Annotated in this window: 15 protein-coding genes; 1 reads left to right on the plus strand and 14 read right to left on the minus strand. The window is 35.4% G+C overall.

The genetic code is table 11. The annotated features are described in order from the left end of the window. Positions 1 to 60: 60 nt before the first annotated feature. From pgdA to TZ91_RS05275, 9 genes are all read right to left on the minus strand, one after another. On the minus strand, positions 61 to 1,452 hold the full coding sequence (pgdA, locus tag TZ91_RS05235; protein ID WP_045597162.1) for a peptidoglycan-N-acetylglucosamine deacetylase PgdA: 1,392 nt from the start codon (positions 1,450 to 1,452) through the stop codon (positions 61 to 63). 87 nt (positions 1,453 to 1,539) lie between these two features. Continuing rightward, positions 1,540 to 2,730 carry a methionine adenosyltransferase gene (gene metK, locus TZ91_RS05240; protein ID WP_033687182.1) on the minus strand — a complete coding sequence of 397 codons (1,191 nt, stop codon included), beginning with the start codon at positions 2,728 to 2,730 and terminating at the stop codon, positions 1,540 to 1,542. Between the two features lie 794 nt (positions 2,731 to 3,524). Next, entirely contained in the window at positions 3,525 to 3,824 is a 300-nt protein-coding gene (locus TZ91_RS05245) for a bacteriocin immunity family protein (RefSeq protein WP_033687183.1), read from the minus strand. A 353-nt stretch (positions 3,825 to 4,177) separates the two neighbouring features. Then, positions 4,178 to 4,348: a bacteriocin secretion protein gene (locus TZ91_RS10395; RefSeq protein WP_128969928.1), complete on the minus strand. Its 171-nt coding sequence runs from the start codon at positions 4,346 to 4,348 to the stop codon at positions 4,178 to 4,180. A gap of 745 nt (positions 4,349 to 5,093) precedes the next feature. Further along, the gene (locus TZ91_RS05255) at positions 5,094 to 5,486 is read right to left on the minus strand and encodes a hypothetical protein (protein WP_033687184.1); all 393 of its coding nucleotides are present in this window, start codon (positions 5,484 to 5,486) and stop codon (positions 5,094 to 5,096) included. Positions 5,487 to 5,564: 78 nt separating this feature from the next. Further along, a complete protein-coding gene (locus TZ91_RS05260; RefSeq protein ID WP_033687185.1) occupies positions 5,565 to 5,711 on the minus strand; it encodes a Blp family class II bacteriocin in 147 nt (48 codons plus the stop codon). Between the two features lie 362 nt (positions 5,712 to 6,073). Further along, on the minus strand, positions 6,074 to 7,399 hold the full coding sequence (locus TZ91_RS05265; RefSeq protein WP_033687186.1) for a GHKL domain-containing protein: 1,326 nt from the start codon (positions 7,397 to 7,399) through the stop codon (positions 6,074 to 6,076). 10 nt (positions 7,400 to 7,409) lie between these two features. Then, positions 7,410 to 8,150 (minus strand): response regulator transcription factor, encoded by a 741-nt coding sequence (locus TZ91_RS05270; protein WP_033687187.1) that lies wholly within the window; start codon positions 8,148 to 8,150, stop codon positions 7,410 to 7,412. 10 nt (positions 8,151 to 8,160) lie between these two features. Next, on the minus strand, positions 8,161 to 8,493 hold the full coding sequence (locus tag TZ91_RS05275) for a LytTR family DNA-binding domain-containing protein (protein WP_000656276.1): 333 nt from the start codon (positions 8,491 to 8,493) through the stop codon (positions 8,161 to 8,163). Between the two features lie 200 nt (positions 8,494 to 8,693). On the opposite strand from TZ91_RS05275, the gene TZ91_RS09875 reads away from it, so the two are divergent. Beyond that, entirely contained in the window at positions 8,694 to 9,092 is a 399-nt protein-coding gene (locus TZ91_RS09875) for a hypothetical protein (protein WP_050492416.1), read from the plus strand. 262 nt (positions 9,093 to 9,354) lie between these two features. Here the strand turns inward: TZ91_RS09875 and TZ91_RS05285 are convergent, their stop codons facing one another. The 5 genes from TZ91_RS05285 to ftsE all read right to left on the minus strand — a co-directional run bounded on the left by TZ91_RS05285 (position 9,355) and on the right by ftsE (position 15,675). Then, a complete protein-coding gene (locus TZ91_RS05285) occupies positions 9,355 to 10,698 on the minus strand; it encodes a DEAD/DEAH box helicase (protein ID WP_033687188.1) in 1,344 nt (447 codons plus the stop codon). A 138-nt stretch (positions 10,699 to 10,836) separates the two neighbouring features. Further along, a complete protein-coding gene (locus TZ91_RS05290) occupies positions 10,837 to 11,652 on the minus strand; it encodes an endonuclease/exonuclease/phosphatase family protein (RefSeq protein WP_033687189.1) in 816 nt (271 codons plus the stop codon). A gap of 51 nt (positions 11,653 to 11,703) precedes the next feature. Further along, positions 11,704 to 13,884, minus strand: coding sequence for a PTS transporter subunit IIBC (locus TZ91_RS05295; protein WP_080702875.1), 2,181 nt, complete (start codon positions 13,882 to 13,884; stop codon positions 11,704 to 11,706). 179 nt (positions 13,885 to 14,063) lie between these two features. Next, positions 14,064 to 14,990, minus strand: coding sequence for a permease-like cell division protein FtsX (ftsX, locus tag TZ91_RS05300; protein ID WP_000625545.1), 927 nt, complete (start codon positions 14,988 to 14,990; stop codon positions 14,064 to 14,066). Further along, positions 14,983 to 15,675, minus strand: a complete 693-nt coding sequence (gene ftsE / locus TZ91_RS05305) for a cell division ATP-binding protein FtsE (RefSeq protein ID WP_033687190.1) — start codon at positions 15,673 to 15,675, stop codon at positions 14,983 to 14,985. The genes ftsX and ftsE overlap by 8 nt, the downstream gene beginning before the upstream one ends. Between the last annotated feature and the right edge of the window lie 7 nt (positions 15,676 to 15,682).

The following is a 15,682-nucleotide window of genomic DNA, read 5'->3' on the forward strand; positions in this document are numbered from 1 at the left end:
GAGAAGAAAATCCAAAGAGCCAAATTTTCAAGGAAAACTTTTCTCTTTAGATTTTGTGTATTATTGATTGCGGTCGTAATAGAGCTGATGAGCTTTAAGACGAGAGTCTAACAAATCTGGTACGGTAACAAAGTCATAACCTTGCCCTTTCAAATAGTCAATAACCTTCGGCAGAGCATTCACTGTTTCAGCATGGATATCATGCATGAGAATAATAGAACCATTCTTGACTTCACGCTGAATTTCTGTCAAAATAGATGCTTCATTTTTATTCTTCCAGTCCAGACTATCTACATCCCACATAATAAAGCTCAAATCTAAGCTATTGCGAATGTCGTCTGTAATGGCTCCATAAGGCGGACGCATGAGTTTGGAACTAGAACCCAACACTTTAGTTAGCGCATCCTCAGTATCAGTAATTTGTTTTTTAGCTTCATCAAGGGAAAGTTTTGAAAGCACTGGATGACTCCAACTATGGTTTCCAATGACATGTCCATCCGATTTCATGCGTTTCAAAATCTCTTCATTTCCAGAAACATTCTTACCTAGCACAAAGAAAGTTGCTTTGATACCATACTTAGAAAGAGTATCTAATGCTTGAGTTGTCGTCGTAGGATTTGGTCCATCATCAAAAGTCAAGGCCACTACTTTACGATTTTTCTTTTCATAATAAGCCTTATATAGCTCTGCATCCTTATCTAATAAATAAGAGGACTGAATAACTTCAAAGAAACTAGATACTGGCAAGGCAATCTCGTCTAGATTTTCAACTGACTGACTTGGATAAAGGATAATCTGACTATCCTTGTAATCAAAATTCCATACAGACAAGTCTTGGTCAGAGAAGCCTTTAACAACTTGATCAATCTTTTCTTGCTCCAATTTCTTGTCCTGTAAGAAAGAAGTCAGCTCTTTTATCAGTTTCTCTTTGGCCTTACTAGCATCTGAAAATAATTGATCAAGGGTAAAAGGTTTACCATCTTCTGTCAAATGTACTTTTGCCAGACTAGTTTTTTCAGTCTCTTCAACTTTTGACGAAGTTAAATCATAGACTTGTTTCATCACACTTCGGTTGACAATCCCTTTTAAAGTCGAATCCTGTTTCTCCGTATAATAAAAAACCAGATTTTCCTTGTCTTCCAGATTTTCCTTAATATCCTGTGTCATGATTTCTTTTACAGATGAAATGACTTGCTCCCCTTGGAGAGGATAATAGGCAATTACTTCTGCTTGTCCCTTACGAAAATGATCTTTCTGATTTCCCTCACTTAATTGATCATCTTTCTCTTTTTTGAGAGATTCAATCCTTTGTTCAAAACTTTGCTTTGTATAGACTTTGTATCCAATCACTGAACCAAGGACGCAAATACTTACCGAAAAGATAGCTACCAGGGCTATTAAACCGATTCTCTTTTTATCGTGCTCAACACGTTTTGCTCTACTTTTATCCATAGAGATATCATATCAAATTCAGGCTATAATTTCAATTATTTTAGAGGAAATAGTATATTAAAAAGAGGGGAACTCCCTCTTAAAATCTTATTTTACTGCTTCTTTCAAAGCATCTACCTTGTCCAAACGTTCCCATGGAAGGTCAATATCTGTACGTCCCATGTGTCCATAAGCCGCTGTTTGACGGTAAATTGGACGCTTGAGGTCCAGCATTTGGATAATTCCTGCAGGGCGAAGGTCAAAGATTCGACGGGCTGCTTTTTCAAGCTTGCTTTCAGCTACTGTTCCTGTACCAAAGGTATCGATACGAACAGAGACGGGTTGAGCAACACCGATAGCATAAGCCAATTGCACTTCCGCCTTCTTAGCAAGACCTGCTGCAACGATATTCTTGGCAATATAACGAGCCGCATAAGAGGCTGAACGGTCCACCTTAGTCGCATCCTTACCAGAGAAAGCACCACCACCGTGACGAGAGTAGCCACCATATGTATCTACGATAATCTTACGACCAGTCAAACCTGAGTCCCCTTGAGGTCCACCGATTACAAAACGACCAGTAGGATTGATAAAGAATTTTGTTTGCTCATCCAAGTAAGAGGCTGGAATAACCTCTTTGATAACCTTGTTAATGACATCATTGTGAATTTGTTCGTTGCTGACTTCTGGATCGTGCTGAGTTGAAATAACGACTGTGTCCACACGTACTGGACGGTCATTTTCATCATACTCAACCGTAACTTGTGATTTAGCATCTGGGCGAAGATAACTAATTTCCCCAGACTTACGAAGTTCTGCCAGACGACGAACCAATTTATGACTGAGTGAAATTGGTAAAGGCATGAGCTCTTCTGTTTCATCCACTGCAAAGCCAAACATGAGACCTTGGTCTCCAGCACCAATTAAGTCCAGCGGATCTTGATCTGCATTTCCACGAACCTCCAAGGCTTCGTTAACACCTTGGGCAATGTCAGGAGATTGTTCCACCAAAGATGGATGTACTCCTACAGTCTCAGCAGAAAAACCATATTCTGTATTAGTGTAGCCAATCTCTGCAATGGTATCACGAACCACACGGTTAATATCCACATAAGCATTTGTAGATATTTCACCAAAAACATGGACTGAACCAGTATATACAGCTGTTTCAGCAGCAACGTGCGCCTCTGGATCTTTAGCTAAAATAGCATCCAAAATCGCATCCGAAATTTGGTCTGCAATCTTATCTGGATGCCCCTCAGATACAGATTCAGACGTGAATAATTTACGTTCTGACATAAAAATGTCCCCCCTTAAAAATAGTGTTATAGAGTTACAAAGTACTGATAGGTATTTTCATTTTCTAAGAGTTACAACGCGTAAGAAATAAAAACGATACTTTTTTATTTCTGAAGCTAGTAAGGCGCATAGGGTGACCGCATTATAGCGGCAACCGTAGAATGACGAACGACTTTTGAGCCGTCATTCTTTGCGAGTTGCGACTCGAAAGAAAAAATAGAAATTTCTACCATCTTATCGGGACTATATAACTTTACCATTATACCATTTTTAAACTCAATTTGCAGTCTATAATGTAGTGTTTCTGTATAGATAGTTCGTTCTCATAAAACAAAAAGGATTTAATCCTGTTATATACAGAATTAAATCAAAATCTGAATTGCTTTTAATATTTTTTATACTCTCTAGAAACACCTCTATAATACATACTCAGACCTAATATAGCAATAAATTTATGAATAATAGTATTTGATTCGAATAAAATGTTAATGACTATCCCAGTCATTATAAAACTAATTGCAATTATTAAACGCTGCTTCATTTGTACCTCAACTTTCTATTTCGTAGAAAAAAAATTCAGTTCCTATCCAAAAGCCTATAATAGCTCCACCATATCCTCTTAAAGAAACAATACCTTCTCAAAGCATGAGAGTTCACCTTCAATTCTTGATAGCATTGCTTCATGCATTACATCATATCGTTTCACCATTGTATGCATCACGAATACTTCCTTACATTTATATTATTTTTTTATCTTGTTACAAACTCGGTAAGTTTTTTCTGCTCATTTTTCATTATCTCGTTATACCAAAAGAAATTAATCCTTGAGCTAGATTTTTACTCAATTCTCCATATGTGGCAATTTCTTTATAAAATGTCGCAACCTTTGGGCTCAATGATTTCTGACTATGAATCCCACTAACAGCCTGCTGACGAAGAGCTTCTGCCAACTCCATGACAACTCTCTGTTCATTGTTTGTATTCTCTAATAGAGTTTTATAACGTAATAAAATATCTCGTTCATTTTTATGAATCTCTGTATCTAAAATCAAATTGTAAACCTTATTGAGAATTTCTTCTGTTCTCTTATCCATAAATTATCCTCTATAACCTGAAAGACAATAGCTCCTACCCAATGAAGATATCCAACCATTAACCATGACATCTTTAGTTGACTCAAAATCACACTTAGTTACAATATCTCCATTCTCAATTTGGAAATTAACAGATGAAACATTGTCCAAACATGTAATGACGCGAAAAAGTATCGTCAACAAAACCTTATAAAGTTCCCTTTTGGTTCATTCCTTTTAAACCTATACAAATCAATAGTAGAGTGGCTATGATATCAACAATATCTTGTGACTTTAGTAAAGACAAGACTCCTAGAGAAATAATGTAAAATATACTAATTACTTTTCTCATTATCTACAAAAACTATCTGCCGCTAGCCCACCTGTTGAAATCGCAATGCAACACCAACAGGACCAGTAAATGCAGTTAGACCTATATAAATTAACATACCAACTAATACTCCACAAGTAGGATTTAATCCACCAGAGTACTCTTGTAAATCACTGTTTTTTAGAATTGAAAACTGATTCATTGAACTATTCATTGTACATCCTCTCTCTTTTTAGCAAATTCGCATAGCTGAAGCACCACATATAATCGCAGCTCCAGCGTAGAAAAAGTCTATTTCAGTCATCCCTGCCATACCTGAAATACAACCCAAATCATTTTTACCTCCTTCAACACAATAATAGAAAGAGCATCAACTTTGAGCACATTAACTTGTTCTATTGTTTTTGTATCCATGATGAATATCTCGTATATAATAGAAATCTTTTGTCAGATTATAACCTTGACAAGTTCAGTATAGCAAAACAAAATCGATTTTTATCACAAAGTATTTACATGTTGCTAACTCCACTTATCTTCAAATTTAAATAGACACATTATCGGAGTTATCAAAAAGTCTTGAAAAAGTCCAGAATGATTATAATCTGATTACCCAAAATATGATTTAGACATAATTAGTTAATATCATTCTGCATTACTAGTTTAATTTGATACAGTGCAAATCGAAAAATTATTAGCAATAATAAAAAGCCATTTCCAAAAAACAAGAAATACATTGCTAAATCACTCTTTAAATAGTATAGAAACCAAATAAGCATCCAAAGTATGCTCATTTTTATAAAGATATTACTTACTATCCATTCAATCTTTAGCAAGAGATAATTAACTATGTTCATTATAACAATCTCCATATTTCCATCCTCATCATATCTATAGCTCAATCACTTTACTACTATGTCTCAAAATAATTTATTATTATATACTATAATTAAAACGTTAACTCATTCTTTTTTTGAAATATGTAATTCGATATTATTCGAGGAAATAATGTATCCTACTGTGAATAATACTACAAATATATGAGTATAAAATAATACAGATGACGACTTATAACCATCTATAACGACAAAAATAATTGATAATAGTAACAGAAAAAATGTAGGTGCTAAAATCTTTTTAATAAATTGTTTGTATCGATTAAAGCATAGTTCAAAACTAATGTTTCCTCTCTTCTTATTATGCGTTACTAAGTGAATCAGCAACTCAAAAAACACACTACCTACAGAAAGAACTAAAACTTCGCTTATTGGAACATTTAGAACTATTCCAATCGCACCTATTATAAAAAAAGATATAAAAAGAGCTAAAATTAGCCTAAATTCACCACTTTCCATCAACTAACCCCTTTTCTATAAAAATCTAGCGATAGCCCATATAGCTGTGCAATATTGTGCTCATAAAACACCTCCAGCCTAAGTTCCAGCTCTTGGTGCAACCAAACTACCAATCATTGCTCCTGCTAATGTGCAAACTTCCCCTGCACTAGCTGTTCCTCCCTCAATACTAGCCAACATTTGGGTATCCAAAACATCAAATTGAATCGTTGTCTTTGTTTCCATGGGGGAATACCTCCATATTAATTTTTATTATTTTTGTCGGATTATAACCTTGACAAGTTCAGTATAGCAGAACAAAATCGATTTTTACCGCAAAGTCTTCAAATGTACTTTTTTCATCACGAAACGTATTTTTTCATGATTTGTAACCTTTCAAGATTAAAAATAAACCATTTTAAAATTTATTCCACAAATCGCTGCTAGATATTGTAAAGTCGTCACTCTAGCTTTTTTGCCCAGTTTTATTGTTATGACTATTTCCTAACTCATTTACAGGAACTAGCTAAAAAATAATGTATATAAAGTCATAACAAAAGAGTCCCCCTTAAAATATTCTATAGAATATCCTAAGAATGGCGACTCTTTTAAAGTTCTATTTCCAAGATCTGTGTAAAGATATAATTTTTACTTGTAGTTTTCAAACATACATTTGGATAAGATTTTAAAATTCTCCGAACATTGGCCAAGCCTATACCCCGACCTTCTCCTTTTGAAGAATTGTCACGCTTGAATATATCTCTCAATTCTATCTCTCTTTCTAAAGTAGAATTTTTTACAATCATGACTAATTTATTCCATTCTGTATCTTCAAGAAAACAAATTGCTATTCCTCCTTCTGCTGCGGACTCTATAGCATTATCTAACAAGATAGAAGTAATTGTTAAGAAGTCTATTTGTTCCATATTTTTTATAGAGAACTGTTCACCAATCTCCAGGGAAACTGGAACAGATAAGTTTTGGGCCTCCGATAACTTAGATAATAGTAAACTCTTTAGCGCCAAATCATTGATATTTCTTAGATGTGCTACATCAAAACGCTTGCCTTTTAATTTTTCACCAGAATTTTTCAAAACACTATCATAAACTTGAGAAACCAGATTAATATCTTTTTGATCTATACCTATTTTTAAGCTCGATAAAATATTAGCATAATCATGTCTAAAGCTTCTAATTTCTTGATACAGCCCCTCAACTTGTTGACTATAATTACTAAGATTTTGCAATTGAATTTCTTTTTGTAGAACGACTTTCTCCTGTAGTTCTTGAAGTAATCTTCTATCCAAGAGATTAACAAAACAAATAAACAATAAAAAGTAAACTGCTGTCCATAATTCTTTATAATCCAACATTCTATCCCAACTTACTTTATCACTATAGTTTATATAAGATGGTAAGATAAAATAGGCTAGCATTAAAATATCCGCAGTAATTAAAATAAATTTTGTCTTTCTATCCAAGTTCTTTATTTTTAAATGACTAAAATTATATCGAAAGAGACTAATAAGAAAAAACACAATAATTTCAGCTAATAAAGAGAAAATCATTGTTCCTAGATTAGTTTCATATAGTCTATACAATATTGGAATCTTAGAAATTATAAAGTAACCTAAAAAATTTCTGATGACATCCCAAAATCCAAGCGGAAATAATGAGTAAAAAAGTAATAAAGAAACCTTACTTCTTAATTTACCAATAGACAAAGTATATAGGATAAAAAAGGTAGGATAAATCAATAATGACCCAAGAAAGTAAAATCCAGTCGATTTAAATAAAACAATAAATAGTAATGTTAAAAGATGGAACAGAATAATGGATATTCCGATTTTTTTCAGATTTAATCTCTCACCTACAACCTTAGTATGGATACATAACAATAGAAAAACACCTATAATATTTAGAAAAAATATCATCTAAATCTCCTTAGTCATGAAGTCTTTCGATAGCTTTCATAAGTGGACGAATTTTTAATCTAGAGACAATACAAGAGGATCCGTTCTGAAAATGAACTAACCGATTTTCTTTATCAATTAAAGATATATTATAAGGATTTACGATAAATGATCTATGACATTGAAATAAACGTGGTTCCTGTTTAAGAATATCTGACAATTGTCCATAAAATTCAACTATGTCTCGTTTGGAATAGAGAGTCAACTTATGAGCAATTGTTGATGTTTCAATATACAATAAATCTTTAAAAGGGACTTGAATTTGAGCTTTGGATCCTGTAAATATAAAAGAGTCCTCAGATACTGTTCTTCCTTGATTATCGCTAACACTTGAAATAACATTTTCAATTCGTTTGATAAATAATGGTTCAGGTAATTCTTTATCAATGAAATCAATAGCTGATACTAAATATTCAAAAGATACAGGCATAAACTCAGAATGTGATGTTACAAAAGCAATCACTGCTTGAGAATCAAGTTTTCTAATTTCTCTAGCAACGTCTAATCCTCTTTTGTCATCATCTTTTATTTCAATATCAAGTAAAAATAATTGATGATTTCCTCTCTCTGAAATGTCCTCTAAAAGCTGTTGAGGTTTTCCATAAACCTCAAAATGCCTATACTCAATCTTATTATCCACCAAAATTTTTTTGACAATATTTTCAATTCTAGTCTGTTGTAAAAAATTATCTTCTAGTATAAAAATATTCACTACTTCACTCCTATATATTTTTCCACTGATTTTTTAATATTGTAAAGTGTCTTCTAGAACAAGCAATGTCTGATACTCTATCATCCAAAAACATAATCGTTCTTGTCTCATGATTAAATCCTGCTATTTTATCTTTATTTACAAGAAACTTTCTATGGCATCTAATAAGTTCTTCTGTACTTTCCTCTTCGATTTTAGCTAGTGAGGTTGAAGCTTCAAAATTCCCTTCGGCTGTTACAAAAAGAACAGCATGAGCTTTTGTTGGGTGAGTTGTAACATAATAAATTTTAGAGAGTGGTACCTTTACGATAGCTCTATCTTGATATAAAATATAGTCTTTCATATTTAGCCTCCTTCTATAAGTTTAATCTTATCAGAATTATGGAAATTAAATTATAAAAATCTCAAATGGTTTCTATACTATCTCAAATGGTAAAAATTTTCTTAATTTAGACATTTCATGATAAAATAGATACTTTTTAGTACCTCAATAATATTAATCTTTCTTCATTTGATAAACTAATTTCTAATGAAAGGAAAGATATGAAGGCAATTCAAATTTTACACTACTCTTTATTTGGCTATATTTTATCTCTGTATTTAAAATATTATTTCTTAAAAAAAACATTTAAAAATACAAAAATTTTACAAGGACATAAGATTAACTACAAATATAAATCTTCTACTTATTTTATCATAAAATCAGGGTCTCTAACATCTAAAAAAATGAAACTCTATTTAAAATCTATCCAATTTAGTTCAAAAAAATCAGAAGTCATCATCATAGGCAGTCAGATTGATTATGATGAGCTTTACCGAAACCACTATAGTGTGTTTGGTGTTATAGACATAACTAATAATAAATCATTAAAATATATTAAAGAAAAAATTCATTTTTACTTGGAAGAGCTCTATGAATTTAAGAAGGATAAGAGTGATTAAGTCTATGAAATAAAGTTTCAAGTCTTATAACTTTATATCCGTAATCACCTATCCATTAATTTTGATTTCTTCCTCCATATGCTAGAGTTTGATATCAAATTTTAGTGTCATCTTAAAGTAGTCATATTTTGTCAGTCTTCTTTTTTCTGAATTATTGAAATTGATTAGAACCTCTACTATTTTATTGATATGAGCTAGTTTATTATGTGACTTTCAGTCACATAATAGAAAAAGTTGGAGCTCAGTACTCCAACTTTTTCTATTAAAATGTTTGGCGTTTTGCTTTACGCTCTGCACGACCACGTGCGCGATTTTCAGCGCGCTTGGTCTTGCGGCGTTTTTCATCAACCGCCCATTGAATTTTCTTCTTATAACCTGGTTTGACTTTTTTCTTTTTCTTTTTAACCAAACCAATCATTTCGATATCAAGTTTATCTTGTTTTTTCTCACGGTTGGCACGACGATCACGGTCATAAGTATCTTGAAATTCCCCGTCTTTGACCATTTTAGGAGTAAACTTGATTCCCAATTTCTCCAACTCACGGATATCCGAGTCATCACTGGGTTGGTAAAGGGTAATAGCTGTACCTGGTAGGCCATTTCTTCCAGTACGACCAACACGGTGAACAAAGAAAGATAAATCTTGCGGAATGGCATCATTGATGACATGGCTGACACCTTCAATGTCAATCCCACGCGCTGCCAAGTCTGTTGCGACAATGTACTCAAAATCCAGATTTTTCACCTGGTTCATGATACGCTTGCGTTCACGAGGGGCAATATCTCCATGAATCTTCGCTACCTTCAAGCCTTGAGCAGTCAGATATGAATGCAATTCATCAGCACGCATTTTAGTGTTAACAAAAATCATTGCCAAATACGGTTGCATCAACTGAGTTAACTGGTAAATTTGAGCATTCTTGTCACGTCCCTTTGTAGAAATCAACCAATTATCAATGGTATCAGAAATGACCGTTTTGGTCTTGATTTTCTCCATAACAGGATTTGACAAGTATTTTTTCAAGAATGGTTGCAGTTTTTGTGGGATAGTCGCTGAGAAGACCATGAATTGCAAGTCTTTTGGAAGGCTTCCAGCAATCTTATCAACAGTTTCCAAGAATCCCATATCCAAGGTCATATCTGCCTCATCGACCACAAAGGTCTTAGCCTTGTGAATAGCTAGGTCACCAGACTTAACTAAGTCATAAATACGGCCAGGCGTTCCGATAACAATATGAGGCTGGTTACTTGCCAATTTGTCAATCTGGCGAGCCTTATCCGTACCACCCACATAATTAACCACACGAACTTCGACATCTGAGTGGGCTGCAATCTGACGGGCTGCTTGGTAAATTTGAGTAGCTAATTCACGGCTCGGTGCAGTAATGACTGCTTGAACACTATCGCTGGCTTCATCTAATTGCTGGAAAATCGGCAATAGGAAAGTGTGAGTCTTACCCGAACCTGTTTTTGATTCACCGACTAGGTCACGACCTGCCAAAACAATAGGAATCAACTTGTCTTGCACCTCTGTTGGAGTTGTAAATTTCAACTCCTCCAAGGCTTCACTAATATATTTTTTAAATTGAAATTTCGTAAATGACATAATATCCTCGATTCTATCTATCTTATCAATTATACCATATTTTATTCCATTTCAGTAGTCTCACTTATTTAGGCTATTTCTATTAGCTTCTCTAGTAAAAAAGGCTGGAATTTGTGAATCCCAACCTCTTTTCACTCATTATTTCCAGTTTAAAATAGCATTCAAGCCATAGTGATCACTGACTTGTGGACAATTGTTACCATCAAATACGACATGTAAATTTTCCACCGCTAACTCTTTGGTAGTAAAAACATAGTCGATTCGAAGGGGTTCTGTATTCCCCTTCCAGCCATCAATTTCTGGTGGAACAGTATAGCTACCACTTTTCTCTTGAGCAACTTCAAATGCGTCTTGTAAACCTAATGGGCTAGCTAAAATAGCTTGGTAACCTTCCTGACCAGCTGGGTTATTGAAATCTCCAGCCAGCAAAAGTGGCTTGTTCAATTCTTTCAAGACAGCCTCAAATCGTGCCCATTCTTCTTGGAAACCTTTATCCCACCAAGAAAGATGGACACTGGCAACTGCAAGTTCATTACCATCGACTACAGTTTCAGCCAGGGCGACACGGCGAGTATGATAGTCTGTTGGATCATCCACATCTGAAACCAAAATTTCTCTTGCTTCAATAGGTGTTTTAGACAAGATAGCCACACCTTCATGATAGCGGTCATAACCAATATGGTTATAGGCCCAAGTCCAATAGTAATTTTTTCCTTGCTCTGACAACTTTTCAACCAAAAGTCTAACATAGTGATCTTGGTGAATAAGCTCTGCTGCTGGCAAAGCTTGATAAAGGTCATTCACCTCCACCTCTAGCGAAGTGATCTCCTGATTGATTTCTTGGAAACAAATCAAATCATAGTCTTTATCAAGAATATCTTCAAGCAAGAGCTGGAATTTTTCCTCAGCTTTTTTTTCCATCCAGCTATGAGTATTGAGTGTTAAAAATTTCATGCTTTTCTCCCAAAACAAGAGGTTGGAAAACAGCTTCCAACCTCAAGTATATTACAATTCTACTTTAGCAACTGCTGTTTTAGCTGCAAGAGAACCTGTTTTTTCTAATTTAACTGATTTAATAGCTTCAGCATTTGTGAAGACAACTACTGTAGAAGTTTCACGACCTGCTGCACGGATAGCATCCAAGTCAGCTGTGACAAGAAGATCACCTGCTGCAACTTTTTGTCCTTCAGCTACATGAACAGTAAATGGTTTTCCTTCAAGACTTACTGTGTCCAAACCAATGTGAACAAGTACTTCAAGACCTGCTTCAGTCACAAGACCAAGAGCATGTTTTGTAGGGAAGATGCTTGATACAGTACCTGAAACTGGAGATACAATGTTTCCATTTGCAGGTTCTACAGCAAATCCGTCACCCATCATTTTTTGAGCAAATACTGGATCTTTTACTTGTTCCAAAGCAACAACTTGACCGTCAGCTACTGAGTAAACTTCCTCTGTTACACCTTTGTAGTGTACAGTGTTTTGTTGTGCTTCTGTCATTTGACTTGGAAGAGTTTCAGGAATGACTTCACCTGAATCAAGGATATCTTGGATATCAGATTTCAATACGTCTGCTTTTGGACCGTAGATAGCTTGAACTCCTTGTCCTTTCATGACAAGACCCATAGCTCCTTCTGCTTTCCATTGTTCTGCATCACCGACTTTGTCAGCATCTTTTACAGTTACACGAAGACGAGTCATACATGCATCAACATCAACGATGTTTGCACGTCCACCAAGAAGGTTGATAATGTTTACAGCTTGAGAACCTGCTGCAACTTTCACTTCGCTGCTAGCTTCTTCTGAACCTTCAGCAGTTTCGTAGTTTCCGTTACGTCCTGGAGTTGCGTAATTGAATTTTTGAATCATGAAGTTTGCGATAAAGTACATGATTACGGCAAAGAGAACAGTTACCCAGATAAAGTTAACAATATCCATACCGATACCAGCGCTAATCGCAATAGGTGTACGAGTCAAGAACTCGATTGAACCGAATGAGTGCATACGTAGGTTTACTACGTCAGCCATAGCGAAGGCAGCACCTTGAACAAGTGAGTAAACAAGGTACATAGGTGTTGCTACAAACATGAACATGTATTCGATTGGTTCAGTAACCCCTGTCAAGAATGTTGCAAGAGCTGTCGCAATCATCATACCTTTATATTGATGTTTCTTATCAGCATCGACATTACGGTAGATAGCCACGATCACACCCATCAAGATACCGAACGAACCGATCATTTGTCCAACTTTGAAACGAGCTGGGTGAACAGTATCTAACAATTGTTGGTAGTGACTTGCATCTGTACCTTTAAGATTAACAAGGTCTGTTACCCATGCAAGCCATAGTGGGTCTTGACCAAATACTTGGCTACCTTTTGCTGCACCAGTTAAGACTTCATAAGTACCACCAAGAGCTGTGTAGTTCATTGGGATAGTCAACATGTGGTGAAGACCAAATGGCAAGAGCAAGCGTTCCAATGTACCATACAAGAATGGTGCAAGGATTGGAGCAGTTTCTTGTGAGTTAGCAATCCAGATACCAAAGCTATTGATACCAGTTTGCACAAGTGGCCAGAAAGCTGAAAGTACGATTGCAGCAATTACTGAACGAAGAATAACTACAAACGGTACAAAACGTTTTCCGTTAAAGAATGAAAGTGCATCAGGAAGCTTACGGAAGTTGTAGTATTTGTTGTAAGCAGTTGCTCCAATAAAACCAGAAATAATCCCTACGAAGACACCCATGTTAAGTGCTGGAGCTTCCATAACACTAATGAAGTAATCAGCAACTTTGATTGATCCACCAAAGAGAGTTGTGACCATAGCTTCTGGATTTTTCAACATATCTCCTGATACGCCAAAGATTGTACCAGTGATACGATTGATTAGGACAAAGGCAAGACCTGCCGCAAACGCACCACCAGCGCGTTCCTTAGCCCAGCTTCCTCCAATAGCGAGGGCAAACAAGATATGAAGGTTAACGATGACTCCCCAACCGATTTGCTCTAGTACACCACCAGTAGTAACGAGTGGGGCAAAGTTAGGGTTGATCATCACAAGTGACTTACCGATTGAAATCATCAAACCAGCAGCCGGCATAACCGCGATAACCACCATCAAAGCCTTACCGAATTTTTGCCAAAACTCGAAAGACAAGACATTTTTGAATGTATCTTTCATCATTCAAATCTCCTTTATTTTTATTTAGGCAAACGTTTTACGAAAACGTTTGCACTTTCTATAATTCAATTATACCACTTTAATTTTTTTTGTAAAGGCTTTTATAAAAAAAAGTAGACTTTTTTCTAAAATTTTTGTAGTAAAAAAGGAGATATTAAAATCTCCTCAAATATACTTCTATTTTAGATTTTCAGGAATCGGCGCATTGAAATTCCTGATCCGATTGAACCGATAAAAATTCCAATCACAAATAATAAGGCAATCATCAGTGGACTGAATACTTCTGGTGATATCATTGAAAGGTTCTGACCAACCAATGACTTATTAACCGATTGGTAAACCATTTTATAGACAATAAATACCAGAACTGATGGAAGTGTTGCTCCAAGCAAACCAATGAAGGCACCTTCAAGCAAGAAAGGTCCGCGGATATAACCGTTCTTAGCACCTACTAAACGCATGATTTGAATTTCACGACTTCGTGAAATGATGGTGATACGTATAGTATTAGAAATCAAGAACACCGCAATGAAAATCAATAATCCAGCGATAACTAGTCCCCAGACACGAATAAATGAGGCTAACTTAAACAAGCGTTCTGTATTAGCACCACCATCTTGAACTTCTGATACACCTTCGATTTTTTTAGCTTCTTCTGCTACTGTCTTTACATCACTTGGTGTATTAGTATCAACGATATAAGCATCATAGAGAGGATTGGCATCACCTTCAAAGATTTTCCAGTTGTCCCCCATTGTTTCTGTCAACTTTTCATACTGTTCTTCTTTACTTGAAAACGTAACACTTTTAACGGTTGACATACCTTTCAAAGCATCATATACCTTATGGTAGTCGTTATTTGTAACAGTTTGACCTTCTTTTTCAATCGTCTCACTATTATCAGCTACGTCCTTACGAATGTATACCATTACTCGGACATTATTTTCGATATCTGTAGCTAGTTTAGCCGTATTAAAGATAACAGATGCAAATATTGCAACCAAGGTCAAAGTAATCATAACTGAACTGACAGCAGCTACTGTCATCCAGCCATTTCGTTTCAAACTTTTTAATGATTCAAATAAATGACGAAAAAATCTACTAATCATCGTATCCATATTCTCCTTTAGCTTCGTCACGAACGACACGGCCATTTTCAATGGCAATGACACGGTGGCGCAAGGTATTTACAATCTGACTGTTGTGGGTAGCCATCAAGACAGTTGTACCTTGGAGATTGATGCGTTCCAGCAAGTTCATGATTTCCCATGAATTATCTGGGTCCAAGTTTCCTGTTGGTTCGTCCGCAATCAATACTTTGGGATTATTTACAATAGCACGCGCTATCGCAATACGCTGTTGTTCTCCCCCTGAAAGTTCATTTGGGAAAGAACGAACCTTATGCTTCAATCCAACCAAGTCTAAAACTTCCATAACACGTTTTTTGATATTACGGCGACTTTCTCCAATCACCTCCATTGCATAAGCAATATTTTCATAAACGGTTTTCTTTGGTAACAGTTTATAATCTTGGAAGACAACCCCAACACTACGACGTAGGAGAGGGACATCTTTCTTTTTAATTTTAACCAGATTAAAACCAGCAACAGATAAGCTTCCTTTTTCGATTTTTACTTCGCGGTACAAAGCTCTAATAAATGTTGACTTTCCTGCTCCTGAAGGTCCTACGATGTAAACAAATTCCCCTGGTTGAACGCTTACCGAAACACCACGTAGGGCGGTCGTTCCGTTGTCGTATTTTTTGACGACATCTCTCATTTCAATAATTGACATGTGAGTT

This window comes from Streptococcus mitis, from assembly GCF_000960025.1.
GTDB classification, from domain to species: Bacteria; Bacillota; Bacilli; order Lactobacillales; family Streptococcaceae; genus Streptococcus; species Streptococcus mitis_DH.

Coding starts and splice junctions, on each gene's coding strand:
- ftsE (WP_033687190.1), bottom strand. CDS start 15,675: ATGTCAATTATTGAAATGAGAGATGTCGTCAAAAAATACGACAACGGA.
- ftsX (WP_000625545.1), bottom strand. CDS start 14,990: ATGATTAGTAGATTTTTTCGTCATTTATTTGAATCATTAAAAAGTTTG.
- TZ91_RS05265 (WP_033687186.1), bottom strand. CDS start 7,399: ATGATATTTTTTCTAAATATTATAGGTGTTTTTCTATTGTTATGTATC.
- TZ91_RS05245 (WP_033687183.1), bottom strand. CDS start 3,824: ATGGATAAGAGAACAGAAGAAATTCTCAATAAGGTTTACAATTTGATT.
- TZ91_RS05255 (WP_033687184.1), bottom strand. CDS start 5,486: ATGGAAAGTGGTGAATTTAGGCTAATTTTAGCTCTTTTTATATCTTTT.
- TZ91_RS05295 (WP_080702875.1), bottom strand. CDS start 13,884: ATGATGAAAGATACATTCAAAAATGTCTTGTCTTTCGAGTTTTGGCAA.
- metK (WP_033687182.1), bottom strand. CDS start 2,730: ATGTCAGAACGTAAATTATTCACGTCTGAATCTGTATCTGAGGGGCAT.
- TZ91_RS05260 (WP_033687185.1), bottom strand. CDS start 5,711: ATGGAAACAAAGACAACGATTCAATTTGATGTTTTGGATACCCAAATG.
- TZ91_RS05285 (WP_033687188.1), bottom strand. CDS start 10,698: ATGTCATTTACGAAATTTCAATTTAAAAAATATATTAGTGAAGCCTTG.
- pgdA (WP_045597162.1), bottom strand. CDS start 1,452: ATGGATAAAAGTAGAGCAAAACGTGTTGAGCACGATAAAAAGAGAATC.
- TZ91_RS05275 (WP_000656276.1), bottom strand. CDS start 8,493: ATGAAAGACTATATTTTATATCAAGATAGAGCTATCGTAAAGGTACCA.
- TZ91_RS10395 (WP_128969928.1), bottom strand. CDS start 4,348: ATGAATAGTTCAATGAATCAGTTTTCAATTCTAAAAAACAGTGATTTA.
- TZ91_RS05290 (WP_033687189.1), bottom strand. CDS start 11,652: ATGAAATTTTTAACACTCAATACTCATAGCTGGATGGAAAAAAAAGCT.
- TZ91_RS09875 (WP_050492416.1), top strand. CDS start 8,694: ATGAAGGCAATTCAAATTTTACACTACTCTTTATTTGGCTATATTTTA.